The sequence below is a fragment of the Streptomyces sp. NPDC098781 genome (genome assembly GCF_044759995.1).
Taxonomy (GTDB): Bacteria; Actinomycetota; Actinomycetes; order Streptomycetales; family Streptomycetaceae; genus Streptomyces.
Window position 1 is genome coordinate 163,845 of sequence record NZ_JBIWAK010000012.1, and the last position, 24,175, is coordinate 188,019.

The following is a 24,175-nucleotide window of genomic DNA, read 5'->3' on the forward strand; positions in this document are numbered from 1 at the left end:
GACGATCGACCCTCCAGGGTAGTCGCGCCCGCCGACAGTCCCGTACCCGCGCCCCGGGGATCCCCCGTCGTCCCCGGGGCGCGTCGCCGTGGCCGGCGTCAGCGGCGGGCGGCCGCCGCGCGGACCTCGCCCAGCAGGTCGTACATGACCTGGCCGGGACACTCGGTGTCGAAGTAGTCCCGGTGCCCGCCGACGGTGTTCGTGTCCTTCTTCGTGCCGTTGACGGGGTTGGTGTAGGTCACCCGCGCCTCGGGGTCCAGGCCCTTGAACCGGCATATCGCCTTGGTGAGGAGGATCAGGGAGGCCTTGGCCGCGTCCGTGGGGGCCTGCTGGTCGAGGTTGCCGATCAGGGCGATGCCGAGGGCGCCGGAGTTGTAGCCCACGGAGTGGAAGCCGGTGACGAGGTCGCCGGCCGGGTCGAACGCGGGGATGCCGTCGGCGCCGGAGTAGCGGCCCTCGTAGACGTTGCCCGCCTCGTCGATGAGGAAGTGGTAGCCGATGTCGCCCCAGTCGTTGGTGATCGCGTGGTACTCGTAGATCGCGCGGACCGTCGCGGCGGGGTCGGGATCGGCGTTCGGCGTCGCGGTGTGGTGGACCGTGATGACCTGCAACGGGTAGTACGTCTCCGGCGAGTTGACCTTGCCGTCCTTGTACCGCTTGGACTCGTCGGCGCCCCAGGCCGGACGCGAGAGATAGCGCACGCCCCGCATGCGCGTGGGCTCGCTCGGCACGTGGAAGGTGCGGTCGGGTCCGCCGGTGGTGTCGATCGCCAGCGAACGCACCCCGTCGATGCCGCTCGGGGCCTTCACCTGGTACGCGGTGGCGTCGGCGGCGGCGACCAGTGCCGTCCCGCCGCTCTCGACGCCGGCGCAGCCGCTCGTCAGGTTCAGCCAGTCGCCGTCCGCGAGCCGGATGGCGGCGCCCGTCTTCGCGCCGGACCAGCGCACACCGACGTAGGAGGCGGCGAAGGCGGTGGTGGCCTCGCCGGTGCCGGTGGCGGCCTCGGTGCGGGTGGCGGGGAACCGCTCCGGCGTCGTACCGGAATCGCCGGAGCCGGCGGCGGAGTTGTCGGGCTCACCGGAGTCGGTGGCCGCGAACACCATCGGGGTGACCGCGGCTCCGGCGGCCACCGCACCGCCGGCGGCGATCATGCCGCGACGAGACAGGGAGCGCTTTCTACGGTGGGACGGCTGGTCGGGTGTGGGGGATTCGGACACGGGAGTGTCCCCTTCCAGAGGTGCGCGTGACGGCGCGTCGGCACACACGGGCCTGACGCTTGAAACGTCAAGTGACCCTAACCGTCCCACCGGCCCCACGTGTACCGCGTTCGCGGGACATCCGTGTGGAGATCGGGCGAAGAACGCCTACTTACGAGTACGGCGTCACGCCCCGGCTCGGCCCACGACAGTGGCGCCCCGCGCGGGCCCGGACGCCGTGCGCACCGCGCGGCAAGTGCCGGACGACCGCAGGGACTCGGCCACCTTCTCGGCCGACTCGGCATCGCGGGCGAGGAACGCCGTCGTCGGACCCGAACCGGAGACCAGCGCCGTCAGGGCGCCCGCGGCGAGACCGGCGGCGAGGGTGTCGGCGAGCTCCGGGAAGAGGGAGAGCGCGGCGGGCTGGAGGTCGTTGGAGACGGCCGCGGCGAGCGCGTCGGCGTCGCCCTTCACGAGCGCGTCGAGCAGCGGCCGGGAAGCGACCGGTTCGGGGACGTCGGTGCCCTCGCCGAGCCGGTCGAACTCCCGGAAGACGGCGGGCGTCGACAGCCCCCGGCCGGCCATCGCGAACACCCAGTGGAAGGTCCCGCCGACGTCGAGCGTACGGAGCTTCTCACCCCGTCCGGTGCCCAGCGCGGCGCCGCCGACCAGGCTGAACGGCACATCGCTGCCCAACTCGGCGCAGATGTCGAGGAGTTCCTCGCGGGAGGCACGGGTGCCCCACAGCGCGTCGCACGCGAGCAGCGCGCCCGCGCCGTCCGCGCTGCCGCCCGCCATGCCGCCGGCGACCGGGATGTCCTTGGCGATGTGCAGATGCACGTCGGGGGTGCGGCCGTGGCGCGCGGCGAGCGCCTCGGCGGCGCGGGCGGCGAGGTTCGTACGGTCCAGCGGGACCTGGTCGGCGTCGGTGCCCTCGCAGGTGACGCGCAGACCCTCGGGCGAGGGGGTCGCGGTGACCTCGTCGTACAGGCCGACGGCGAGGAAGACGTTGGCCAGGTCATGGAAGCCGTCCGGCCGGGCGGCGCCCACCGCGAGCTGGACGTTGACCTTGGCGGGGACCCGTACGGTGACGCTCGCGCTCACTTACTCGGACTCCTTGTGCTGGGCCGCGGACCCGGCCGACTCGGCGGCGGCTTCCTTGTGTTCCGCGATGGCCGTGAACTCCTCGACGGTCAGGGCCTCGCCGCGGGCCTGCGGTGAGACACCGGCCGCGACCAGGGCCGCCTCGGCCGCCGCCGCCGAACCGGCCCAGCCGGCGAGCGCGGCGCGCAGCGTCTTGCGGCGCTGGGCGAAGGCGGCGTCGATCACGGCGAAGACCTCGCGCTTGGACGCGGTGGTCTTGACCGGTTCCGCGCGCCGGGTCAGGGAGACGAGCCCGCTGTCGACGTTCGGTGCGGGCCAGAAGACATTGCGGCCGATGGCGCCGGCCCGCTTGACCTCGGCGTACCAGTTGGCCTTCACGGACGGCACGCCGTACACCTTGGAGCCGGGCGCCGCGGCCAGCCGGTCGGCGACCTCCGCCTGCACCATGACGAGGGTGCGTTCGATGCTCGGGAAGGTGGCGAGCATGTGCAGCAGGACCGGGACGGCCACGTTGTAGGGGAGGTTGGCGACCAGCGCGGTGGGCGGCGGGCCGGGCAGCTCGGTGATGTGCATCGCGTCGGAGTGCACCAGCGCGAAACGGTCGGCGCGCTCCGGCATGCGGGCCGCGACGGTGGCGGGGAGCGCGGCGGCCAGTACGTCGTCGATCTCGACGACGGTGACGCGGTCGGCCACCTCCAGCAGGCCGAGGGTGAGGGAGCCGAGCCCCGGGCCGACCTCGACGACCACGTCGCCGGGCCGTACCTCCGCGGTGCGGACGATGCGGCGGACCGTGTTCGCGTCGATCACGAAGTTCTGGCCGCGCTGTTTGGTGGGGCGCACGCCGAGGGCTGCCGCGAGTTCGCGGACGTCGGCGGGGCCCAGGAGGGCGTCGGGGGTGGGGCTGCTCACCCGACAAGGGTACGGGGCGCCGCCGGGCGCGATCGTACGCCCGTGACCCGTGAGCGGGACCTCACCCGTGCAACCGCCCCCCGCAGTGCGGCCAGGGGCTCGACCCCTGCCGCACATACAGCTTCTTCGCGCGCATCGTCTGCTCGGCCGCCGGGGCGTCCTGCGGGCGCCCCTCGCCGCCGAGGCTCTGCCAGGTCTGCTTGTCGAACTGGTACAGCCCGCCGTACGTCCCCGACGAGTCCACCGCGTCCGCCTGCCCCCCGGACTCGCACGCCGCGAGGCCCTCCCAGTTCAGCCGGCCCGCACCGCTGACGGACTTCGGCAGGGGCTTGGTGCCGACCTTCACCACCTGCGTCTGCGGCTCGCGCACCACCTCGGTCCTGATCCGCCGCGGCTTCTGCCGGACGCCGTTGACGGTGCGCAGCGAGTACGTGATCCGCCGCAGCCCGGCCTGCCCGGCCCGCTCCACGACCTCGGTGCCCTTGAAGACCGAGGGATCCTCGATGCGCTCCACGGCGAACGGGAGGGCCTCGTCGCGGATCTCCTTGCGGCCGGTGATCCGCAGCACGGTGACCGTCTGCCCGTCGCGCGGGAAGGCGTCCAGGGGGACGGAGGTGGCGTCCTGTCCGCGCAGGGTGATGCCGGCCTGCTCGACGACCTCGCCGACGGTCGCCGCGTTCGTGCGGATGGTGCGGGCCCGTCCGTCGGCCATGACCGTCACCGCGCGCTCTGTGCGCACATCCAGCGTGAGCCCCTCCCGCCCGATGCGCCGGGAGCGCGAGGTCGACAGATACGCGCCCTGCGCTCGCACCCCCAGCTGGGTGAGCGCCTCCTCGACGGTGTGCGCCGTCGTCCACACCTCGCGCCGCTGACCGTCGATCGTGAGCCGCACCGGGCGCCCGTAGCGCACGGCGATCGCGTCACCGTCGGCGAGCCCCGCGCCGTGCGCGGGCGCGACCACGTCGTGCGCACCCACCTCGACGCCCTCCTCGGCGAGCAGCTCGGAGACGTCGTCCGCGAAGGTGTGCAGGGTGCGCGGCTTGCCGTCGACGTTCAGCTCGACCGCCTTGTCCTTGGCGACGAACGCGCTCGTGCCGCCCGCGAGGAACGCCACGACCAGCGCCTGCGGGACGAGCCGGCGCATCGTCCCGTCGCCCCGCTCGGCCGCGCGCGCCCTGCGCCGGTGCGCGGCCCGGCGGCCGCCGCGGGGGCGCGCGACGGACGGATGCGCCGCCTCGCTCAGCTCGTAGGCGGGCCGGTACGTGTCCTCGTAGGCGTCATGGGTGTCGTACGCCCCGCGGACCTCGTGCGTCTCGTGCGTCCCGTGCGCCTCGTATCTGTCGTACCCGTCTCCGTACCCGTCTCTGTGACTGTCCGTAAGCGATTCATAGGGGTGGGGCACGCCGTACGCCAGCGTCTGAGCGCTGTACGGGTCGAAGCCGCCGTACCCCCAGGGCTCGTGGGCCGGGGTGGCTCCGTACGTCTCGAACTGCGCGTTGCTCACGACGACACGCTCCAGCGGAGGGGTCCGTTTCGGGCCCCCAGAACCTAGCGGAGGGTCGGTGGCCCGCCAAAGCGACGCGACTACGCACAGCGACGAGCGCCCGGCGTGAACCCGTGCGAGCGTCGCCCGGCGTTATCGGTCAGTAACCGAAGGCGTGTGCCGTGTTCGACCCCAGGGCCGCCGCCAGCACGTCCTCGTCGATCTCCCGTACGGCCGCCATGGCCCGCACCGTGATCGGAATGAGATACGGCGCGTTGGGCCGTCCGCGGTACGGCGCCGGCGTGAGGAAGGGCGCGTCGGTCTCCACCAGGAGCAGCTCCAGCGGGGCCACGGCGACCGCGTCCCGCAGGTTCTGGGCGTTCTTGAAGGTGACGTTGCCGGCGAAGGACATGAAGTATCCGGCGCGGGCGCACACCCGCGCCATCTCGGCGTCCCCGGAGTAGCAGTGGAAGACGGTCCGCTCCGGCGCGCCCTCCTCCTTCAGCACGCGCAGCACGTCCGCGTGAGCGTCCCGGTCATGGATGACTAGCGCCTTCCCGTGCCGCTTGGCGATCTCGATGTGCGCACGGAAGGACGCCTCCTGCGCCTCCTTGCCCTCGGGCCCGGTGCGGAAGTAGTCGAGCCCGGTCTCGCCGACGCCCTTGACCTGCGGGAGCGCGGCCAGGCGGTCGATCTCGGCGAGCGCCTCGTCGAGCGCCCGCGCACCACCCGGCTCGCGCGCGCCCTGCCGGGACCAGCCGTCGGGGTCCCCGTGCACGATGCGCGGAGCCTCGTTCGGGTGCAGGGCGACGGTCGCGTGCACGGCGTCGTACCGCTCCGCCGTCTCGGCCGCCCACCGCGAGCCGCGTACGTCACAGCCCACCTGCACGACCGTGGTCACTCCGACCGAGGCCGCCTTCGCGAGGCCCTCCTCCACGGTGCCGGACTGCATGTCGAGGTGGGTGTGCGAGTCGGCCACCGGTACCCGGAGCGGTTCCGGCGCGGGCGGGGCGGCGTGCTTGTCGGCGGCGTTCGAAGGCATGCCCCGATCCTACGAAAGGGGCATGCCTTCGCGGCGGGCCGTCCGGCTCAGCTCGCCTTGCGCTGGAAGACGTGCAGCAGATCCGACAGATGCCAGTGGTGGTGCTCCTCGGGGGCCGCCCCGTCGGCCGGGCCGCCCGGCACCTCCACCGGGCCCGCGGCCGGTACCGCGCGCCGGCTGTGCACCGCGTCGCGCACCGACGCCACCCGCCCCGGCCGCATGATCCGTACGACGTGGTTGTCGCAGTTGGCACACGTGGGCCGGCTCAGCGGCGACGGCACGACCTGGCCGTCCGCCACGTACATCACGAACTCCCGGCCCTCGCCGTCCATGTGGTGCTCTATCTCGTACGACTGCTCCCACCCGTGCCCGCAGCGCATGCAGGCGAAGGAGTACGACTCGTGTACGACGGCGGTCGCCCCGTTGCGAAGGCCGGTCTGCCCTGTGATCTCGCTCATGCCAGCTCCCGTTGTCCGCTGGAGGGACGGTTCGCGTCCCACCACCCAGTGGACTCCTCCGCAGGAGCGAAGGCACGGGATCTGTCCAGTGTTGGAGCCGACTTGAAGGTTCCTTGCCGAAAGGCCCGGGTCGCTTTACCCCGGCATGGGGCGCGCGCTCATGCGAAATCCGCCCTGCTCACAAAGCGTTTCACGCCCCCGCGTTCTTGGCCGCCACGACGGCGTCGAAGACCTCTCTCTTGGGCACCCCGGCGTCCACCGCGACAGCCGCGATGGCCTCCTTGCGCCGCTCCCCCGCCTCTTCGCGGACGCGAACGCGGCGCACCAGCTCGGCGGCGTCGATCTCCTCGGCGCCCTTCTCGGGGGCCCCCTCCACCACGACGGTGATCTCCCCGCGCACCCCCTCGGCGGCCCACTCCGCCAGCTCCCCCAGCCCGCCCCGCCGGACCTCCTCGTACGTCTTGGTCAGCTCCCGGCACACGGCGGCCCGCCGCTCGGCGCCGAACACCTCGGCCATCGCGGCGAGCGTGTCGTCGAGCCGGTGCGGTGCCTCGAAGTAGACGAGCGTGCGCCGCTCCCCGGCGACCTCCTTCAGGCGCCCCAGCCGCTCCCCCGCCTTGCGCGGCAGGAACCCCTCGAAGCAGAACCGGTCCACCGGCAGCCCGGACAGGGCGAGCGCGGTGAGCACGGCGGACGGCCCGGGGACGGCGGTGACCCGGATGTCCTTCTCGACGGCCGCCGCGACCAGCCGGTACCCGGGGTCCGACACGGACGGCATCCCGGCGTCGGTCACCAGCAGCACCCGCGAGCCCGCCAGCAGCGCCTCGACCAGCTCGGGTGTCCGCGCCGACTCGTTGCCCTCGAAGTACGACACGATCCGCCCGGCCGGCTGCACGTCCAGCGCCTGGGTGAGGCGCTTGAGCCGCCGGGTGTCCTCGGCGGCGACCACGTCCGCGCCGGCCAGTTCCTCGGCGAGCCGGGGCGGGGCGTCCTTGACGTCGCCGATGGGAGTGCCTGCCAAAACAAGGGTTCCTGTCACGTTTCCATCCTCGCAGGGCGCATCCACGCGACTGTCACAGACGTGTTCCCTACGATGGCGCGGTGACCAGTACAGCGTCGTCCATGGACTCCACGGACACCCGGCAGGGCCAGGCACCGCACGAACAGCGGCCGTCGTGGCAGCAGCGGCTGCGCCGTTTCGGCTACACGGCGGCGCCCAGAAGCGACGTACGCGACCGGCTGGTGCCGCCGTACGTCCAGCCCAGCCCGCGGATGTGGCAGTTCATCGGGGTCTCGCGCCCGCTCGCCGAGAAGATCGCGCGCTGGTCGGGCTGGGGCGGTCCGCTGCTGGTGACGCTGCTGGCCGGGGTGCTGCGGTTCTGGAACCTGGGCAACCCGAAGCGGGTGATATTCGACGAGACGTACTACGCCAAGGACGCGTGGGCGCTCGTGCACCGCGGCTTCGAGGTCAACTGGGACAAGAACGTCAACAACCTGATCCTGTCGAGCAACGGCGACGTGCCCATCCCTACGGACGCGGCGTACGTCGTGCATCCGCCGGTCGGCAAGTACGTCATCGGGCTCGGCGAGCTGATGTTCGGGTTCAATCCGTTCGGCTGGCGCTTCATGACGGCGCTGCTGGGCACGCTCGCCGTGCTGATGCTGTGCCGCATCGGCCGCCGGATCTTCCGCTCCACCTTCCTCGGCTGTCTGGCGGGCGCGCTGATGGCGGTGGACGGGCTGGCCTTCGTGATGGCGCGCACCTCGCTGCTCGACGGGGTGCTGATGTTCTTCGTGCTGGCGGCGTTCGGCTGCCTGGTCCTGGACCGGGACCGGGCCCGCGCGAAACTCGCCGCCGCGCTGCCGGCCGACCCCGACGGCCTGGTCCGCCCCGACGCGCACATCGCCGAGACCCTGCGCCTCGGGTGGCGCCCCTACCGCTGGCTGGCCGGCCTGATGCTGGGCCTGGCCATCGGCACCAAGTGGAACGGCCTGTACTTCCTGGTCGCGTTCGGCCTGATGACGGTGCTCTGGGACGTCGGCGCCCGCAAGGTCGCCGGTGCGCGTCACCCGTACACGGCGGTGTTCAAGCGGGACCTGGGCCTGGCGTTCCTCGCGACGGTCCCGGTGGCGATCGCCACGTACATCGTGTCCTGGGCGGGCTGGATCCTCTCCCCGACCGACGGCAGCGGCGGCTACTACCGCGACTGGGCCAGTGCGAACGGCCGCTCCAGCAGCTGGTCCTGGCTGTTCCCCGACTGGTGGCTCAGCCTGTGGCACTACGAGCACCAGGTGTACGAGTTCCACGTCGGCCTGTCGTCCCCGCACACCTACCAGTCCAACCCGTGGAGCTGGCTCGTCCTGGGCCGCCCGGTCTCCTACTTCTACGAGTCCCCCACCCCCGGCAAGGACGGCTGCCCCGTCGAGGCGGGCGAGAAGTGCGCCCGCGAGGTCCTGGCCCTCGGCACCCCGCTGCTGTGGTGGGTGGCCGCGTTCGCGGCCCTCTACGTCCTGTGGCGCTGGGCCTTCCGCCGCGACTGGCGCGCCGGCGCGATCGTCTGCGGCGTGGTGGCGGGCTACCTTCCCTGGTTCCTCTACCAGGAACGCACCATCTTCTTCTTCTACGCCGTCGTCTTCCTCCCCTTCCTCTGCCTGGCCGCCGCGATGCTCCTGGGCGCGATCATCGGCCCACCGGGATCGAGCGACACCCGCCGGGTGGCGGGGGCGACGGGGGCGGGGGTGCTGGTGCTGCTGATCGCCTGGAACTTCATCTACTTCTGGCCGATCTATACGGGGACGGCGATCCCGATCGACGACTGGCGGTCGCGGATGTGGCTGGACACCTGGGTCTAGCCAGGCATCGATGGCCCACTGAAAGTGCACGCAAGTGGCCCAACCATCTGGGCCGCTTCCCTCCTAGGGTTCAAGGCGTGACCACAACGGCTCTGTCAGCCGTCCGTCGCTGCCTACTCGGAGGAACCCCCCATGCAAGCCATCACCGTCCAGGACCGCGGCGCCGGTGTCAGCGGTCTGACCCTCTCCGAGCTGCCCCATCCGCACGCCGCCGAGAACGACGTGATCGTGGAGGTCCACGCCGCCGGATTCACCCCGGGTGAACTGGACTGGCCCGGCACCTGGGCCGACCGGGCCGGTCGTGACCGGACCCCGAGCGTGCCCGGCCACGAGCTGTCCGGCGTGGTCGCCGAACTCGGCTACGGCACCACCGGCCTGACGGTCGGGCAGCGCGTGTTCGGGGTGACCGACTGGTCCCGCAACGGCTCGCTGGCCCAGTACACGGCGGTCGAGGCCCGCAACCTCGCCCCGCTCCCGGCCGACGTCGATCACCTCACGGCCGCCGCGCTGCCGATCTCCGGGCTCACCGCCTGGCAGGGCCTGTTCGACCACGCCCACCTGACCATCGGGCAGACCGTCCTCATCCACGGCGCCGCGGGCGGCGTCGGCTCCATCGCCGTGCAGCTGGCCCGCGAGGCCGGCGCCCGGGTGATCGGCACCGGCCGGGCCGGCGACCGCGACACCGCCCTCGGCCTGGGCGCGCACGCGTTCGTCGACCTCCAGGCCGCGAAACTGGAGGAGATCGGCGAGGTCGATGTGGTGTTCGACGTGATCGGCGGCGAGATCCTCGAACGCTCCACCGCACTGGTCCGCCCCGGCGGCACCCTGGTCACCATCGCCGAGCCGGTCACCGTCCACCCCCGCGACGGGCGAGCCGTGTTCTTCGTCGTCGAACCCGACCGTTCCCGCCTGGCCGACCTCGCCCAACGGCTGCGGGACGGCCGCCTCAAGCCGATCGTCGGCGCCGTCCGGCCGCTCGCCGAGGCAGCCTCCGCGTTCACGCCGGACAAGCGCACGCCCGGCAAGACGATCATCCGGGTCGCCGAGGACTGAGCGAGCCCCGCCGGTGCCCCGCGTGACCGGAGGGGGGCCGCCGCTCGGTCGCCGTTCAGTCCTGGACGACCGTGTTGGGGCTGGTCCCCCCGTCCAGCTTGTCCGTGCCGGGTCCGCCGTACAGTTCGTCCGGGCCCGGTCCGCCGTAGAGCTCGTCCGTGCCGGGGCCGCCGTACAGCTTGTCGTCGCGCTTCCTGCCGAGCTTCTCGTCCCGCGACAGTTCGTAGCCGTTGCCCGTCTCGCCCCAGATCCGGTCGTCGCCGTCGTCGCCGTACAGGACGTCGTTGCCCTCGTTGCCGAACAGCACGTCGTCGCCGGGACCGCCGTGGATGGTGTCGTCGCCCCGCTGGCCGGACAGGGTCTGGAAGTCCGCGCCACCCTCACCCTGGATCACGTCGTCACCGGAGCCGCCCAGCACGTCTCCGCCGCTGTGGAGGGTGTCGTCGTCGGCTCCGCCCTCGATCATCACTTGGCCGCTCCCGGTGATGGTGTCGTCGCCGGGACCGCCGTAGACACGCCCGGCCTCGCGCCCGGTGCCGTTCCAGGTGTCGTTGCCGGAGCCCAGGTTGATCTCGGTGTAGCCCATGTTGAAATTGCCGACGATGTGGCCGCCCGTGGCGGTGTCCTCGCCGTCGCCGAGCTGGAGCAGCAGCGTGCGGATCGGGTCCGTGGCCATGTCATTGATCTGGACCTGGCAGGAGACCTTGGTGTGGTCGGCGGTGCTGGGGTAGGCGCAACCGGTCCCCGGGACGATGGCGACGACGTCATCGATCACATAGGCGTAGGTGAAGCCGACCGTCGACGCGTCGACGGTCACCCTGTTGTTCTGGCCGGGGGCCGCCGTGTAATGGAGCGTCTCGAACTTCACTTCTGCCGTGGCCGGTGGCCCCGGGCTGTCGCGCGTGGCGGTCAGGACCATCGGAAGGGCAAGGGCCGTGCCGAGCGCCAGGGTCAGCACCGCCGCGGCGCGAAGCGCCCGGTGCCCGCTGAGCCGAAAGGACATTGCGCAACCTCCATGGCCCGGGTCGGGGATCCGGGCCACACGTGTGACCCATGGCCGGGGCGCTTGGTTGCCCACCTCTCGCTTGGACAACAAAAGAAAACAACTCCCCCAGGTTTCCGTCATGTCACTTACAGTGCGGAGGACTTAACGGGGAGGGGATCATGGCCAAGGGGGTCAAGGCCGCCGTCATAGGCAGCGTGTTCGCGGTGATGGTGGGCGGGGCCGGATACGGCGCCTACAACATCGTGTCGGCGTTGAACGGCGGTGGGGCGACGGGCTCCGCGGGGCCCGCGGAGGAGCGGACCGGGCCGCCGAGCTCGGAGGAGGTCGAGGAGACCACCGGCAAGTTCTTCGCGGCCTGGGAGAAGGGCGAGGCGGCACAGGCCTCGACGTACACGAACAACGACGCCGCCGCACGGACGGTGCTGTCCTCCTTCAGCGAGGGCGCCCACATCACCGGCGTGAAGATCACGCCCGGCGCCGCGAAGAGCGCCACCGTGCCCTTCACCGTCAGCGCCAAGGTGTCCTACGGCGGGAAGTCCAAGCCGCTGACGTACAAGAGCGAACTCACCGTCGTACGCGGCAAGACCACCGGCCGGGCCCTCGTCGACTGGCAGCCCACCGTGGTCCACCCGCAGCTGAAGCGGAACGACACCCTCGTCACCGGCGAGGCCGCGAACCCGCCCATCGAGGCCCTCGACCGCGACGGCACCGTGCTGACGAAGGAGAAGTACCCCTCGCTCGGCCCGGTCCTGGACGCGCTGCGCGCCAAGTACGGCGACAAGGCAGGCGGCGAGCCGGGCGTCGAGCTGTCGATCCGGCACGCCGACGAGTCGGCGGACACCTCGCTGCTGACCCTCTCCAAGGGCACGCCCGGCAAGCTGGAGACGACGCTGAGCGCGGGCGTGCAGGCGGCGGCCGAGAAGGCCGTGAAGAAGTACGCGCAGTCCTCCGTCGTCGCCGTGAAGCCGAGCACCGGCGAGGTGCTGGCCGTGGCCAACCACCGCGAGGACGGTTTCAACGCCGCCTTCGAGGGCCGCGTCGCCCCCGGCTCCACGATGAAGATCCTCACCGCGGCGATGCTCATCGACAACGGCGTGACCACGATGAACGGCCCCGCGCCCTGCCCGGCCACCGCCACCTGGCAGAGCCAGACCTTCAAGAACCTCGACGGGCTGAAGGCCGACGAGAGCGCGAACGCCACGCTCGCCAACGGCTTCCTGCGTTCCTGCAACACCGCCTTCATCAAGCTCGTCGACGAGGACCCGCTCACCGACGCCTCGTTGATGAACGAGGCCCAGGAGCGGTTCGGGCTCGGCCGGGACGACTGGAAGACCGGCATCGTCTCCTTCGACGGCAGTGTCCCGGCCTCCTCCGGCCCGGACCGCGCGGCCAACGCGATCGGCCAGGGCCAGGTCCAGATGAGCCCGCTGAACATGGCGTCGGTGACGGCGACCGCGATCACCGGCGAGTTCCGGCAGCCGTATCTGATCTCGCCCCAGCTCGACGGGCGCCGACTGGCCACCGCCAAGGGGCTGCCGTCGAGCACCGCCGCCCAGCTGAAGCAGATGATGCGGCTGACCGCGACGCAGGGCACCGCCGCCCCGGCGATGGCCGGGCTCGGCGGGGACATCGGCGCCAAGACCGGTTCGGCCGAGGTCGACGGGAAGGCCACTTCGGACAGCTGGTTCACGGGTTTCCGTGATGATGTGGCCGCGGCGGCCATGTCCCAGCAGGGCGGCCATGGTGGCGACGCTGCGGGGCCGATTGTCGCAGCCGTGCTACGAGCGGCCGGCTGAACTCATTCCCCGCGGCGCGGGACTCTAGGGTGGTCGTCGTCGTTGGTATGCGTGAGGTCGGCGGGGCGGCGGGGGCTCCTGGAATACGCGAGGGAACGGAAAGCAGTGGGCAACAGAAGGCGCGTCGCCGAGCGACGGAAGACCAACCCCGCCGTACTGGGCGGGATGATCGCCGTGGTCCTCGGCGGCGCCGGGTTCGGCGTCTACGCCCTGCTCGGCAGCGGGGCCGCCGCCGAGAACGATTCGTCCGGCTCCGGCCGGCAGGCCAAGGCCGTCAAGACCGGGCCGCTGTCGGCGACCGAGGTCAAGACGGCGGCCGACGGCTTCCTCACCGCCTGGCAGCAGGGCAAGGTCACCCAGGCCGCCGCCGCCACGGACGACACCACCGCCGCCCAGGCCCTGCTGACCGGCTACGCCAAGGACGCCCACATCAAGGACGTCACCCTGACCTCCGGCACCCGCACCGGCGCGAAGGTCCCCTTCTCCGTGAAGGGCACGGTCACGTACAAGGGCACCACCAAGCCCCTGGCGTACGACAGTTCGCTGACCGTCGTGCGGCGTGCCGAGGACGGCAAGCCGCTGGTCCAGTGGCACTCCGCGGTCGTCCACCCCGACCTCCAGGACGGCGACACCCTCGTCACCGGCGAGTCCGGCACCCCGCCGGTCAAGGCGCTCGACCGGGACGGCGGCGAGCTGACGGAGAAGGAGTACCCCTCGCTGGGCTCGGTGCTGGACAGCCTGCGGGAGAAGTACGGGGAGAAGGCCGGCGGCAAGGCGGGCGTCGAGCTCCAGGTGATCCGTGGCAAGGAGTCCAAGAAGGCCGAGCTGTCCGACAAGACCCTGCTGGAGCTGAGCGAGGGCACACCGGGCACCGTGAAGACCACGCTGAGCCCGGCGATGCAGGCCGCCGCGGAGGAGCAGGTCGCCGCGAAGGCGAAGGCGTCGGTGGTCGTGCTGCGCCCGTCGACCGGCGAGATCCTGGCGGTCGCCAACTCCTCGCACGGCTTCAACACCGCGTTCCAGGGTTCCCTCGCGCCCGGCTCCACGATGAAGGTCATCACCTCCTCGCTGCTGATCGAAAAGGGCCTCGCGTCCCCGGAGAAGGCGCACCCGTGCCCGAAGTACTTCACGTACGGGCACTGGAAGTTCCAGAACGACGACAAGTTCGAGATCAAGGGCGGCACGTTCAAGGCGAGTTTCGCCCGCTCCTGCAACACCGCCTTCATCAGCCAGGCGCCCGAGCTGGACGACGACAGCCTGACCAAGCAGGCCCAGCAGGTCTTCGGACTCTCCCTCAACAACTGGTCGGTCGGCGTCTCCACCTTCGACGGCGCCGTCCCGGTCCAGTCGCAGGCCCAGATGGCGGCCGAACTCATCGGGCAGGGCGGGGTGCGGATGAACCCGCTGAACATGGCGTCGGTCTCGGCGACCGTGAAGACGGGCACCTTCAAGCAGCCGTATCTGGTCTCCCCGGAGGTCGACGGACGGCAGCTCGCGACGGCCTCGCGCACCATGTCCGCGGCCACGCTGTCCCAGCTGCGCGAACTGATGGCCTACACGGCGGCGTACGGCACGGCGGCCGAGGCGATGTCCGGGGTCACCGGCGACGTCGGCGCCAAGACCGGCTCGGCGGAGGTCGACGGCCAGAAGCAGCCGAACGGCTGGTTCACCGCGTACCGCGACGACCTGGCGGCGGCGGGCGTGGTCCAGCAGGGCGGCCACGGCGGCAGCACGGCCGGCCCGATCGTGGCGACGCTGCTGAAGTCGGGCGGCTGAGCCCTCAGCGCCTCAGCTCGGCCTCGCGTTCCACGGGTGCGGCGGCCAGATAGGTCCGCCGCAGAAACCTCATCAGCGCCTTCGTGTCGAACTGCACCACCGAGACCCCTTGCGCGGAGTGGAACTCGACCACGGCCTGCACTCGCCCGCACGGCCACACCCGGACGTCACCGGAGCTGGCGGGTGCCCGCAGGCCCTGTTCGAGGAGTGACCGGGACAGGCTCCACTCGTGCGGGCCGGGCAGGCGCATCCTCACGACCTGCGGGTCGGCTTCCGGGTCGTACCGCAGAACGACCGGAATCGCTCCCCGTTCATCCAGCACCTGGACATCGGTGTCGGTGACGATATGGGCTCGCGCGTACTGCTCGACTACGGACATCGGACGACCCCTTACCGTGTGTCACCTGTGCGGAAGCTGTGCATCCGCCACCTCTCCAATGTCCCATATTTCCTGCTTTACACCCTCCGGAGCGCCTTATCTCTTATTTACAACAGAGACTGAGACGCTCTTGCAAAGTGTTCGCATCAAGCCACATCATCGAACGGTGCACGTACCTGACGGATTCATAGACGCCCCGACCTCCGCCGTGACCGGAGTGGTCGCCGCCGCCGCCGTCGCCGTGAGCCTGCGCGGCGCACGCCGAGAGCTCGACGAGCGGACGGCCCCGTTGGCCGGCCTGGTGGCCGCCTTCATCTTCGCCGTACAGATGCTCAACTTCCCCGTGGCCGCCGGAACCAGCGGCCATCTGCTCGGCGGCGCCCTGGCCGCGATCCTCGTCGGCCCCTATACCGGCGTGCTGTGCATCTCCGTGGTCCTGCTCATGCAGGGCGTCCTCTTCGCAGACGGCGGCCTCACCGCGCTCGGTGTGAACATCACCAACATGGCGATCGTCGGCGTGGTCGTGGCCTACGCCGTCTTCCGCGCCCTGGTGAAGGTCCTGCCGAAGACCCGGCGCTCGATCACCGCCGCCTCCTTCGTCGCCGCGCTGGTCTCCGTGCCGGTCGCCGCTCTCGCGTTCACGCTGCTGTACTGGATCGGCGGCACCACCGACGTCGCGATCGGCAAGGTCGCCGCCGCCATGGGCGGCGTCCACCTCCTGATCGGCATCGGCGAGGCGGCGATCACCGCGCTGACGGTCGGCGCCGTCCTCGCTGTACGTCCCGACCTCGTGTACGGCGCCCGTGACCTGCGCCAGCCGCTGAAGCTGCGGGTCGGTGGCGAGCTCGTCGACGCTCCCGCGCCCGAGGCCGCGCAGCCGGTCGCGGCCCGCACCTCCCACCGCACCGTGTGGATCAGCGGCCTGGTCGCCTCCCTCGTCCTGGCCGGATTCGTCAGCTTCTACGCCTCGGCCAGCCCCGACGGCCTGGAGAAGGTCGCCGAGGACAAGGGGTTCATCGGCTCCGCCGAGGAGCACACCAACGCCGACTCCCCGCTCGCCGACTACGGCGTCAAGGACGTCGACAACGCCCGTCTCTCCGGTGGCCTCGCCGGTGTGATCGGCGTCGGTGTGACCGTGGTCGCGGGCACCGGCATCTTCTGGGCGGTGCGCCGGCGCCGTACGGACGAATCGGCTGACACCTCGCCGACGAGCGCCGGCGTCTGACCATGGGCGCCGGGCACGCACACCGGCTCTACCGGCACGGGCACTCGCCCGTGCACGGTCTGCCGCCGCACACCAAGCTCGCCGCGACGTTCGCGTTCGTGGTGGTCGTGGTGTCGACGCCGCGGGAGGCGATGTGGGCGTTCGGCGGGTACGCCGTACTGCTCGCCGTCGTCGCCTTCGTGGCGCGCGTGCCCGCCGGCTTTCTGCTCAAGCGGCTGCTGATCGAGGTGCCCTTCGTCGCGTTCGCGGTCCTGCTGCCGTTCGTGGCGGAGGGCGAGCGGGTCGAGGTACTGGGCATGTCGCTGAGCGTCAGCGGGCTGTGGGGCGCGTGGAACGTGCTGGCCAAGGGCACGCTCGGCGTCGCCGCCTCCGTGCTGCTCGCCTCCACCACCGAGCTGCGCGAACTGCTGCTCGGCCTCCAGCGACTGAAGCTGCCGCCGCTGCTCGTGCAGATCGCGTCCTTCATGATCCGCTACGGCGATGTCATCGCGGACGAGATGCGGCGGATGCGCATCGCCCGCGAGTCACGCGGCTTCGAGGCCAAGGGCGTCCGCCACTGGGGCGTGCTCGCGAAGTCGGCGGGCGCGCTGTTCATCCGGTCCTACGAGCGTGGCGAGCGCGTGCATCTGGCCATGGTCAGCCGCGGGTACGCCGGTTCGATGCCGGTGATCGACGAGGTGACCGCGTCCCGGGCACAGTGGTCGTACGCCCTCGCCCTGCCGCTGGCCGCCCTTGCCGTATGTCTGTTGGGATGGACGCTGTGAACGCTTCCCTGGAGGTCTCCGGTCTCGCCTTCGCCTACCCCGACGGCCACCAGGCCCTGTTCGGCGTGGACTTCTCGATCGCGCGCGGCGAACGGGTCGCGCTGCTCGGCCCGAACGGCGCCGGCAAGACGACCCTGGTGCTGCACCTGAACGGCATCCTGACCGGCGGCACGGGCAGCGTGAAGGTCGCCGGGCTGCCCGTCGGCCGGGAGCACATGGCGGAGATCCGGCGCCGGGTCGGGATCGTGTTCCAGGACCCGGACGACCAGTTGTTCATGCCGACGGTCCGCGAGGACGTCGCCTTCGGACCGGCGGCGGCCGGGCTGAAGGGACCGGAGCTGGAGGAGCGCGTCGACCGGGCGCTGGAGCGGGTCGGCATGGCGGAGTTCAAGGACCGTCCGCCGCACCACCTCTCCTTCGGCCAGCGGCGCCGGGTCGCGGTGGCGACGGTGCTGGCGATGGAGCCGGAGATCCTCGTCCTGGACGAGCCCTCCTCCAACCTCGACCCCGCCTCCCGCCGTGAACTCGCCGACATCCTGCGCTCGTTGGACGTCACCGTCCTGATGGTCACGCACGACCTGCCGTACGCCCTGGAGCTGTGCCCGCGCTCACTGATCCTCAGCGAGGGCGTGATCGCGGCGGACGGGAAGACCGGCGAACTCCTCGCGGACGAGGAGCTGATGCGCGCCCACCGGCTGGAGTTGCCGTTCGGCTTCGACCCGCGGTCCGTGATGGGGGTGCCCCCGCGCGAGCCGAGCGAAGCCGGTTCGAGCGTGGGGGAGGGCGCGTGACGCATCAAGAGGACGCGGGCTCGCTGTTCCTGGACGACCAGCTCTGCTTCGCGCTGTACGCCGCCCAGCGCGCGGTGACGGCCGCCTACCGCCCGCTCCTGGACGAACTCGGCCTCACCTACCCGCAGTACCTCGTCCTGCTGGTGCTGTGGGAGCGCGGCGAGACGACGGTGAAGGAGCTGGCCGCGGCGCTGCGGCTGGACTACGGCACCGTCTCTCCCCTGCTGAAGCGGCTGGAGGCGGCGGGCCTGGTGAGCCGTGCGCGCTCGGCGCGGGACGAGCGGTCCGTGCTCGTGGCGGTCACCGGGCGCGGGGAGGAGCTGCGGGAGCGCGCGACGTGCGTGCCGGGCGCGCTGCTCACCGCGACGGGCCTCGACATGACGGGAGTCGAGCGCCTGCGCGAGGAGCTGTGGCAACTCGCCCGAACGGCGCAGGCCGCCGCGGACCGCTCCCCCTGAACCCGCGTCACCCCCGGTTGCCACCCCTGGTGACGGCGACTGACCTACCGGCCAGTACCTTGTGCGCGATGCACTTGTGCGCGCTCCGCTGCGCGCCGTTTCCCAGGGTGGAGGGCCAACCATGACCGACGAGGGCGCCCCCGTCGACAGCCGTCCTACGAAGATCATGTACGTCGCCGAGGCCACCGCGCACGGCGGCCGGGACGGCTATGTCACCAGCCAGGACGGTCAGATCGAGCTGAAGGTCGCGATGCCGCCGCAGCTGGGCGGCGACGGCAACGGCACCAACCCCGAGCAGCTGTTCGCCGCCGGTTACAGCACCTGCTTCCACAGCGCGCTGATCCTGGTCGGCAACCGCGAGGGGTACGACCTCACCGGGTCCACGGTCGCCGCGAAGGTCGGCATCGGCCCCAACAAGCAGCGCGGCTACGGGCTCGCGGTCGCCCTCAGCATCTCGCTGCCCGTGCTGGACGCGGACCTCGCGGCCAAGCTGGTCGACGCCGCGCACGAGGTCTGCCCGTACTCCAATGCGACCCGGGGGAACATCGACGTCACCATCCTGCTTGGGTAGAAGGGCACCCGCACAGGCAGGACGAGGAGACGGACGTGGACGCGAACGGCACAGTGACCGAGGGCTTCGAGCCGGTCAGGGAGGCGTTCGTACGCAACTTCGCGGCGCTCGGGGAGCGGGGCGCGGCGGTCGCCGTGTACCGCCACGGGCGCAAGGTCGTCGATCTGTGGGCCGGCACCAAGGACGTCGACGGCACGCGGCCGTGGCAGCACGGCACCGCGCAGGTGGTGCGCTCGGCGACCAAGGGCGTCGCCGCGGCCGTACCGCTGCTGCTGCACCAGCGCGGGATGCTGGACCTGGACGCGCCGGTCGGCGAGTACTGGCCGGAGTTCAAGGCGCACGGCAAGGAGCGGCTGCTGGTGCGGCACGTGCTGAACCATCGCGCCGGGCTGCCGGTCCTGGACCACCCGCTCACCCCCGAGCAGGCGCTGGACCCGCACCGCGGACCGGCCGCGGTGGCCGCGCAGACGCCGGCGTGGGAGCCGGGCACCGACCACGGCTATCACGCGCTGACGTACGGCTGGCTGCTGGACGAGCTGGTGCGGCGGGTCACGGGCCGCTGGGCCGGCGAGTGGCTGACGGCGGAGGTCACCGGCCCGCTGGGCGCCGATCTGTGGCTCGGGCTGCCGGACGCGGAGGCGGGCCGGGTGGGCCGGGTGGGCCGGGTCGAGGGGCCGGAACCGGCGGGCGGGCTGCGCTCGCGGCCCAAGCGTTCGGTCACCGAGGCCTACCAGGACCCGGACTCCCTCACCCGCCGCGCGTTCGCCGCGATCTCCCCGTTCCCGGACCAGAACGACCCCGCCTACCGCGCCGCCGCCCTCCCCTCGACGAACGGCATCGCCACCGCCGACGGCCTGGCCCGCGTCTACGCCGCGCTGATCGGCGAGGTCGACGGCGTACGGCTCTTCGACCCGGCGACGGTGGGGCTGGCGCGCGGTGAGCAGTCCTCGGGCCCGGACCGGGTCCTGGTCGTGAACACCCGCTTCGGCCTCGGCTACATGCTCCACGGCACCGCGTCCCCGCTGCTGGGCCCCGGCTCCTTCGGCCACCCCGGCCGTGGCGGCGCCCTCGGCTTCGCCGACCCGGAGACGGGGATCGCGTTCGGCTATGTGACGAACGGCTTCCGCAAGACGGTGACGGCGGATCCGAGGGCGCAGGCTCTGATACGGGCACTGCGGGCGTCTCTAGCCGGCTAGAGACGCCGGCGCCCGGACTCAGACGTGGATCGGGTGAGACGTACGCCCCGACGCCGAGTCGATCTCGCTGTGCGCTTTGGTCAGCATCTGCATCGCGAGCTCGTTCAGCGCCCGTGCGCCGGCGATCTCCTCCCCGACCCGTGGCTGCTGGGAGTCGGTGTGGTGCCGGGTGGCGTGGCCGTGGGCCCGTACTTCCGTGCCGTCGGGAAGGCGCACCATCGCGACCGCCCGTGTGTGCTGGTCGTCCTCCAGGAACTCCAGCTCGACATGCCATCCCACTGTGGTGTGCATCATGACGATCACCTCCGGAAGAACTGCTTCCAGGGTGCTCCTCCGGGGGCGCCCTCGCCTAGTCGGGTCCACCGAACCATTCGCACTCCGGACGAAGGCCACAACTCGGGATCAGGTGACACTCGGCACATCCCGTACGACAGACGGTCGCGGCCTGCTTCCATGGAGATGTCGCGCGCCGGACCTGGCCCCGCCGCCACGGCCACCTCCCCCGTTAACCACCCCGGGCCACACCAAGGACATGCGCTGCTGCTTCTCCGCTCATCTCCCCGCTCTCGCAGCACTGTCGGCCTTCCCCGGCCCCTGCGAGGTACTGCGCTCCGGCGCGCGCCTCGCCCCTGCCCTCGCGCGGTCGGCCGCGGCCGCCGTGCGCCGGGCCCGCTCCCCGCACCCCGACGACCTGTCCGCCGTCAACCTGGAACTGGTCACGCTGACCGAGGACAGCGCCGTAGTCAGCTGGTACACCGGCATCCCGGGCACCGATGACGGCCTGGGCCACCCGCTCCCCGCGATCACCGAGGGCGAGGTCGTCTACGGCACCCACCCCGGCCGTCTCAACCGCACCGCCTCCGAGGGCCGGCCGACCGCCCATCACCAGGTCGAGCTGACCGGCCTGGAGCCGGGGCAGACGTACTACTACCAGGCCCGCTCCCGTGGCGTGGCCGCGACGCCGACCCCGCTGCACCTGGTCCGCGGCAACGCGGTGGGCACCACGGCCTTCGGGCTGGGCTGTGGCGGCGGCCCGTACTCCTTCACCACCCCGCAGCCCCCGCCCGGCCGGCACCTGCTGTCGATCGCGCTCTGCAACGACCTGCACCTCGGCGAGACCACGGCCGGCCTCGTCGGCGGCCTGCCGCTGCTGCGCGGGGTCGGGCAGCAGCCGGGGCGGGCGCCGTACCCGGAGCTGATGAGCCGGGCCCTGGTCGAGGAGGCCCGGCGGCGCGGCGCCGACCTGCTGCTGGCCGGCGGTGACATCTCGGCCGGCGGGTCGGCCCACGACCTGGGCGAGGCGCGCCGCATCCTGGACGGCTTCGGCACCCACGGGCAGGACTACTTCGTCGTCCGCGGCAACCACGACCGCTCGCACGAGAACGACACCTTCCGCAGCGCCTTCCCGGTCGCCGACGGCCCCGGCTACTTCGCCCGTGACCTGGGCGGACTGCGGATCATCGGCCTCGACACCTACGCCAAGTCCGGCAACGGCGCCGATGCGGGCGGCCTGGGCCCCGAGCAGCTGGCGTGGTTCACGGGGCGGCTGCGGGAGCAGCCCGACCAGCCGACGCTGGTGTTCGGCCACCATCCGCTGACCGTGCGGGACTCGATCTTCCCGGTGACCCGCGGCCAGCAACTCGACCGCCGCCAGGCCCGCGCGATCGTCGCCGCGTACGCCTCCGCGCCCGGTGTCTTCCTGCACCACGCCGGCCACACCCACCGCAACAAGCGCACCCTGCTGCTGCGCGCGCCCCACGTCACCCATCAGGAGGTGGCGGCCGCGAAGGAATATCCCGGCGGCTTCACCCTGCTGCGCATCCACTCCGGCGGCTACGCCCTCAACCACTACAAGGCCGGCGCCACCGCGGCCCGGCAGTGGAGCGAGCGCAGCCGGCGGGTCGCGGCGGGCCTGTGGCCGCACCACGCGCTCGGCCGCTCGGTCACGGACCGCAACAGCATGCGGGTGCACGACATGTCCGGAGTGGGGGTCCTTCGCACCGCGTGAATCGCGCGTGACCGTGGGTGTTCGTAGCATCGGCACATGGCGACCCTGTGGGAGCTCATGCGCGACTGCATCCCCGACGACCACGCCCGGCAGGTCACCTCGCGCTACTACGTCGACGAGGTGATGTCCGCCCCCGGCGCCCCCGGGCTGGTCGTCGACCTGGGCTGCGGCCGTGGCACCTCGGCCAGGCTGTTCCGCAAGCACGACCCCGAGGTGCGGTGGGTCGGCGTGGACATCCGTGACTCACCGGAGTCCGACCAGCGCACACCGAACGGCGACCCGGTCATCCACTACGACGGCGTACACCTCCCGCTCGGCTCGGACGCGCTCCCGCTGGTCTACTCCCACCAGGTCTTCGAGCACGTGTCCCACCCGCGCGAGCTGCTGGCGGAGATCGCCCGCGTCCTGAAGCCCGGCGGCCTCTTCATCGGCTCGACGTCCCAGTTCGAGCCGTACCACTCCTTCAGCCTCTGGAACTACACGCCGTACGGCTTCCGGCGGCTGGTGGAGGAAGCGGGACTCACCCTGGAGGAGATCCGCCCCTCCCTCGACGGAGTCGCCCTGATCATGCGCAGCTACCTCGGCCGGCCGCCCGAGTACAGCCGCTACTGGGACACGCAGTCCCCGCTCAACGACGAGATCGACACCTGGGGCCGCCGCGAACGCCGCAAGACGGCGCTGGTGAACCTGCGGAAGCTGACGTACTGCGGGCAGTTCGCGTTCCGGGTCACCAAGCCCGCGCCCGCCGCCTAACTCGTGTGCAGCATCATCCCGATACCGACCACGAGCAGCATGGCCGCCGCGATCCGGGGTGCCCCGAAGCGCTCCTTGAAGAACACCGCCCCGATGGCGGCGCCGACGATGATCGAGGACTCGCGCAGCGCCGCGATCGGTGCCAGTTCCGCCTTGGTCTGGGCCCACAGGACCAGCGCGTACGCGGTGACGGACAGGGCGGCGCCGAGCAGGCCGAGCGTGGCGAACGGCCGCAGCACGGCGACCGTCTCGCCGCGCCAGCGCCAGACGGCGTATGCGGGAATGACCAGCCCCTCGACCACCATCAGCCAGGCGATGTAGCCCAGGGACGACCCCGAGGCGCGCACGCCGAGTCCGTCGAGGACGGTGTACGCGGCGATGCTCAGCCCGGTCGCCAGCGCGGCGCCGATCGCGGCCCAGTCGGGCCGGCGCCCGCGCAGACCCCATACGGCGACGCCGGTGAGTCCCACGCAGGACAGGGCGATACCGGTGGCCGCCCAGCCGTCGGGCACCTCGTGCGCGAACACGGCGGCGAGTACGGCGACCACCAGTGGCGCCGTGCCGCGTGCGATCGGGTAGGCCTGTCCGAAGTCGCCCAGCCGGAAGGACTTCATCAGCAGGGCGAAGTAGACGGCGTGGACCGCGGCGGAGGCGAGCAGATACGGCCATGCCCGCGTCGCCGGGAACGCCCCGAACGGCATCAGCGCCAGCCCGATCAGCACCCCGCCGCCCGCGATGAGCGTGAACCCCACCAGCTTGTCGGTGATCTTGTGGGCGATGGCGTTCCAGCCGGCGTGCGTGACGGCGGCGAGCAGGACGGCGGCCGTGACCAGCGGGGTCACGAAGTCTGCTCGCGCACGTCCACCAGCGTCGCGCCCGCGTGGGCGACGAGGTCCTTGGGCGTCATGGGGAAGACGGCGTGCGGGTTGCCGGCGGCGGCCCACACGACGTCGTGCTCCAGCAGCGACCGGTCGGCGAGCACCCGCGTCCGGGTCAGGTGCCCGAAGGGCGGTACGCCCCCGATGGCGTACCCGGTCGTCTCCCGTACGACGTCCACCTTGGCCCGCGTCACCTTCTCGGCCCCGAGCTCCTGCCGCACCCGCTCCAGATCGACGCGGGAGGCGCCGTCCATGAGCACCAGCACCGGCACCCCGTCGGCCGCGAAGATCAGCGACTTGCAGATCTCACTGAGCTCGCACCCGATCGCGGCGGCGGCCTCGGCGGCGGTACGGGTGGCGTCCGGGAACCGGCGGATCCGGCTGTGCAGATCGGTCAGCCCCAGCTCGCGAAGGGCCTCGGCGAAACGGGGGTGGGCGTGTGTTGCGGGGGATTCGGGGGACGTCATGCCCGGCAG

Annotated in this window: 24 protein-coding genes; 12 read left to right on the forward strand and 12 right to left on the reverse strand. The window is 71.9% G+C overall.

Annotated elements, in window-relative coordinates; genetic code table 11:
- Positions 1-98: 98 nt before the first annotated feature.
- The 7 genes from ACIQWG_RS37505 to rsmI form a co-directional block, all read right to left on the reverse strand.
- Complete coding sequence (locus tag ACIQWG_RS37505; RefSeq protein WP_404104515.1) at positions 99-1,217, reverse strand: peptidoglycan recognition family protein; 1,119 nt, start codon at positions 1,215-1,217, stop codon at positions 99-101.
- A 165-nt stretch (positions 1,218-1,382) separates the two neighbouring features.
- Positions 1,383-2,300, reverse strand: coding sequence for a 4-(cytidine 5'-diphospho)-2-C-methyl-D-erythritol kinase (locus tag ACIQWG_RS37510; RefSeq protein ID WP_404104518.1), 918 nt, complete (start codon positions 2,298-2,300; stop codon positions 1,383-1,385).
- Positions 2,301-3,209: a 16S rRNA (adenine(1518)-N(6)/adenine(1519)-N(6))-dimethyltransferase RsmA gene (rsmA, locus tag ACIQWG_RS37515; RefSeq protein WP_404104521.1), complete on the reverse strand. Its 909-nt coding sequence runs from the start codon at positions 3,207-3,209 to the stop codon at positions 2,301-2,303.
- Between the two features lie 61 nt (positions 3,210-3,270).
- On the reverse strand, positions 3,271-4,713 hold the full coding sequence (locus ACIQWG_RS37520) for a ubiquitin-like domain-containing protein (RefSeq protein WP_404104523.1): 1,443 nt from the start codon (positions 4,711-4,713) through the stop codon (positions 3,271-3,273).
- A 139-nt stretch (positions 4,714-4,852) separates the two neighbouring features.
- Entirely contained in the window at positions 4,853-5,734 is an 882-nt protein-coding gene (locus ACIQWG_RS37525; RefSeq protein WP_404104526.1) for a TatD family hydrolase, read from the reverse strand.
- Between the two features lie 47 nt (positions 5,735-5,781).
- Positions 5,782-6,192, reverse strand: coding sequence for a hypothetical protein (locus tag ACIQWG_RS37530; protein ID WP_404104528.1), 411 nt, complete (start codon positions 6,190-6,192; stop codon positions 5,782-5,784).
- A gap of 190 nt (positions 6,193-6,382) precedes the next feature.
- A complete protein-coding gene (rsmI, locus tag ACIQWG_RS37535; RefSeq protein WP_404104530.1) occupies positions 6,383-7,231 on the reverse strand; it encodes a 16S rRNA (cytidine(1402)-2'-O)-methyltransferase in 849 nt (282 codons plus the stop codon).
- Between the two features lie 62 nt (positions 7,232-7,293).
- On the opposite strand from rsmI, the gene ACIQWG_RS37540 reads away from it, so the two are divergent.
- Both ACIQWG_RS37540 and ACIQWG_RS37545 read left to right on the forward strand, forming a co-directional pair.
- Complete coding sequence (locus ACIQWG_RS37540; protein WP_404104532.1) at positions 7,294-9,045, forward strand: dolichyl-phosphate-mannose--protein mannosyltransferase; 1,752 nt, start codon at positions 7,294-7,296, stop codon at positions 9,043-9,045.
- Between the two features lie 132 nt (positions 9,046-9,177).
- The gene (locus ACIQWG_RS37545) at positions 9,178-10,098 is read left to right on the forward strand and encodes an NADP-dependent oxidoreductase (RefSeq protein WP_404104534.1); all 921 of its coding nucleotides are present in this window, start codon (positions 9,178-9,180) and stop codon (positions 10,096-10,098) included.
- A 55-nt stretch (positions 10,099-10,153) separates the two neighbouring features.
- On the opposite strand, the gene ACIQWG_RS37550 is transcribed toward ACIQWG_RS37545, so the two are convergent.
- Positions 10,154-11,101: a calcium-binding protein gene (locus ACIQWG_RS37550; protein WP_404104536.1), complete on the reverse strand. Its 948-nt coding sequence runs from the start codon at positions 11,099-11,101 to the stop codon at positions 10,154-10,156.
- A gap of 161 nt (positions 11,102-11,262) precedes the next feature.
- On the opposite strand from ACIQWG_RS37550, the gene ACIQWG_RS37555 reads away from it, so the two are divergent.
- Positions 11,263-12,900, forward strand: a complete 1,638-nt coding sequence (locus ACIQWG_RS37555) for a penicillin-binding transpeptidase domain-containing protein (protein WP_404104539.1) — start codon at positions 11,263-11,265, stop codon at positions 12,898-12,900.
- A gap of 105 nt (positions 12,901-13,005) precedes the next feature.
- Entirely contained in the window at positions 13,006-14,676 is a 1,671-nt protein-coding gene (locus ACIQWG_RS37560; RefSeq protein WP_404104541.1) for a penicillin-binding transpeptidase domain-containing protein, read from the forward strand.
- A gap of 4 nt (positions 14,677-14,680) precedes the next feature.
- Here the strand turns inward: ACIQWG_RS37560 and ACIQWG_RS37565 are convergent, their stop codons facing one another.
- Positions 14,681-15,055, reverse strand: coding sequence for an SsgA family sporulation/cell division regulator (locus ACIQWG_RS37565; protein WP_404104544.1), 375 nt, complete (start codon positions 15,053-15,055; stop codon positions 14,681-14,683).
- 166 nt (positions 15,056-15,221) lie between these two features.
- Between ACIQWG_RS37565 and ACIQWG_RS37570 the strand changes: the two genes are divergently transcribed.
- The 6 genes from ACIQWG_RS37570 (at position 15,222) to ACIQWG_RS37595 (ending at position 20,060) form a co-directional block, all read left to right on the forward strand.
- On the forward strand, positions 15,222-16,280 hold the full coding sequence (locus tag ACIQWG_RS37570; protein WP_404104548.1) for an energy-coupling factor ABC transporter permease: 1,059 nt from the start codon (positions 15,222-15,224) through the stop codon (positions 16,278-16,280).
- Between the two features lie 2 nt (positions 16,281-16,282).
- Positions 16,283-17,044, forward strand: a complete 762-nt coding sequence (gene cbiQ / locus ACIQWG_RS37575; RefSeq protein WP_404104551.1) for a cobalt ECF transporter T component CbiQ — start codon at positions 16,283-16,285, stop codon at positions 17,042-17,044.
- On the forward strand, positions 17,032-17,835 hold the full coding sequence (locus ACIQWG_RS37580; protein WP_404104554.1) for an energy-coupling factor ABC transporter ATP-binding protein: 804 nt from the start codon (positions 17,032-17,034) through the stop codon (positions 17,833-17,835). Before cbiQ ends, ACIQWG_RS37580 begins: the two co-directional genes overlap by 13 nt.
- Positions 17,832-18,293 (forward strand): MarR family winged helix-turn-helix transcriptional regulator, encoded by a 462-nt coding sequence (locus ACIQWG_RS37585; RefSeq protein WP_404104557.1) that lies wholly within the window; start codon positions 17,832-17,834, stop codon positions 18,291-18,293. Before ACIQWG_RS37580 ends, ACIQWG_RS37585 begins: the two co-directional genes overlap by 4 nt.
- Before the next feature lie 121 nt (positions 18,294-18,414).
- Complete coding sequence (locus tag ACIQWG_RS37590; protein ID WP_404104559.1) at positions 18,415-18,864, forward strand: organic hydroperoxide resistance protein; 450 nt, start codon at positions 18,415-18,417, stop codon at positions 18,862-18,864.
- Between the two features lie 35 nt (positions 18,865-18,899).
- Positions 18,900-20,060, forward strand: a complete 1,161-nt coding sequence (locus tag ACIQWG_RS37595) for a serine hydrolase domain-containing protein (RefSeq protein WP_404104562.1) — start codon at positions 18,900-18,902, stop codon at positions 20,058-20,060.
- Positions 20,061-20,078: 18 nt separating this feature from the next.
- Here ACIQWG_RS37595 and ACIQWG_RS37600 read toward each other — a convergent pair whose 3' ends face one another.
- The gene (locus ACIQWG_RS37600) at positions 20,079-20,354 is read right to left on the reverse strand and encodes a DUF1876 domain-containing protein (protein WP_383413419.1); all 276 of its coding nucleotides are present in this window, start codon (positions 20,352-20,354) and stop codon (positions 20,079-20,081) included.
- A 238-nt stretch (positions 20,355-20,592) separates the two neighbouring features.
- Between ACIQWG_RS37600 and ACIQWG_RS37605 the strand changes: the two genes are divergently transcribed.
- Entirely contained in the window at positions 20,593-22,068 is a 1,476-nt protein-coding gene (locus ACIQWG_RS37605; RefSeq protein WP_404104564.1) for a metallophosphoesterase, read from the forward strand.
- A gap of 36 nt (positions 22,069-22,104) precedes the next feature.
- Positions 22,105-22,821, forward strand: coding sequence for a class I SAM-dependent methyltransferase (locus ACIQWG_RS37610; RefSeq protein WP_404104567.1), 717 nt, complete (start codon positions 22,105-22,107; stop codon positions 22,819-22,821).
- Here the strand turns inward: ACIQWG_RS37610 and ACIQWG_RS37615 are convergent.
- Both ACIQWG_RS37615 and ACIQWG_RS37620 read right to left on the reverse strand, forming a co-directional pair.
- Complete coding sequence (locus ACIQWG_RS37615) at positions 22,818-23,663, reverse strand: EamA family transporter (RefSeq protein ID WP_404104570.1); 846 nt, start codon at positions 23,661-23,663, stop codon at positions 22,818-22,820. The genes ACIQWG_RS37610 and ACIQWG_RS37615 overlap by 4 nt on opposite strands.
- Entirely contained in the window at positions 23,660-24,166 is a 507-nt protein-coding gene (locus ACIQWG_RS37620; RefSeq protein ID WP_404104572.1) for a YbaK/EbsC family protein, read from the reverse strand. Before ACIQWG_RS37620 ends, ACIQWG_RS37615 begins: the two co-directional genes overlap by 4 nt.
- Positions 24,167-24,175 lie beyond the last annotated feature (9 nt).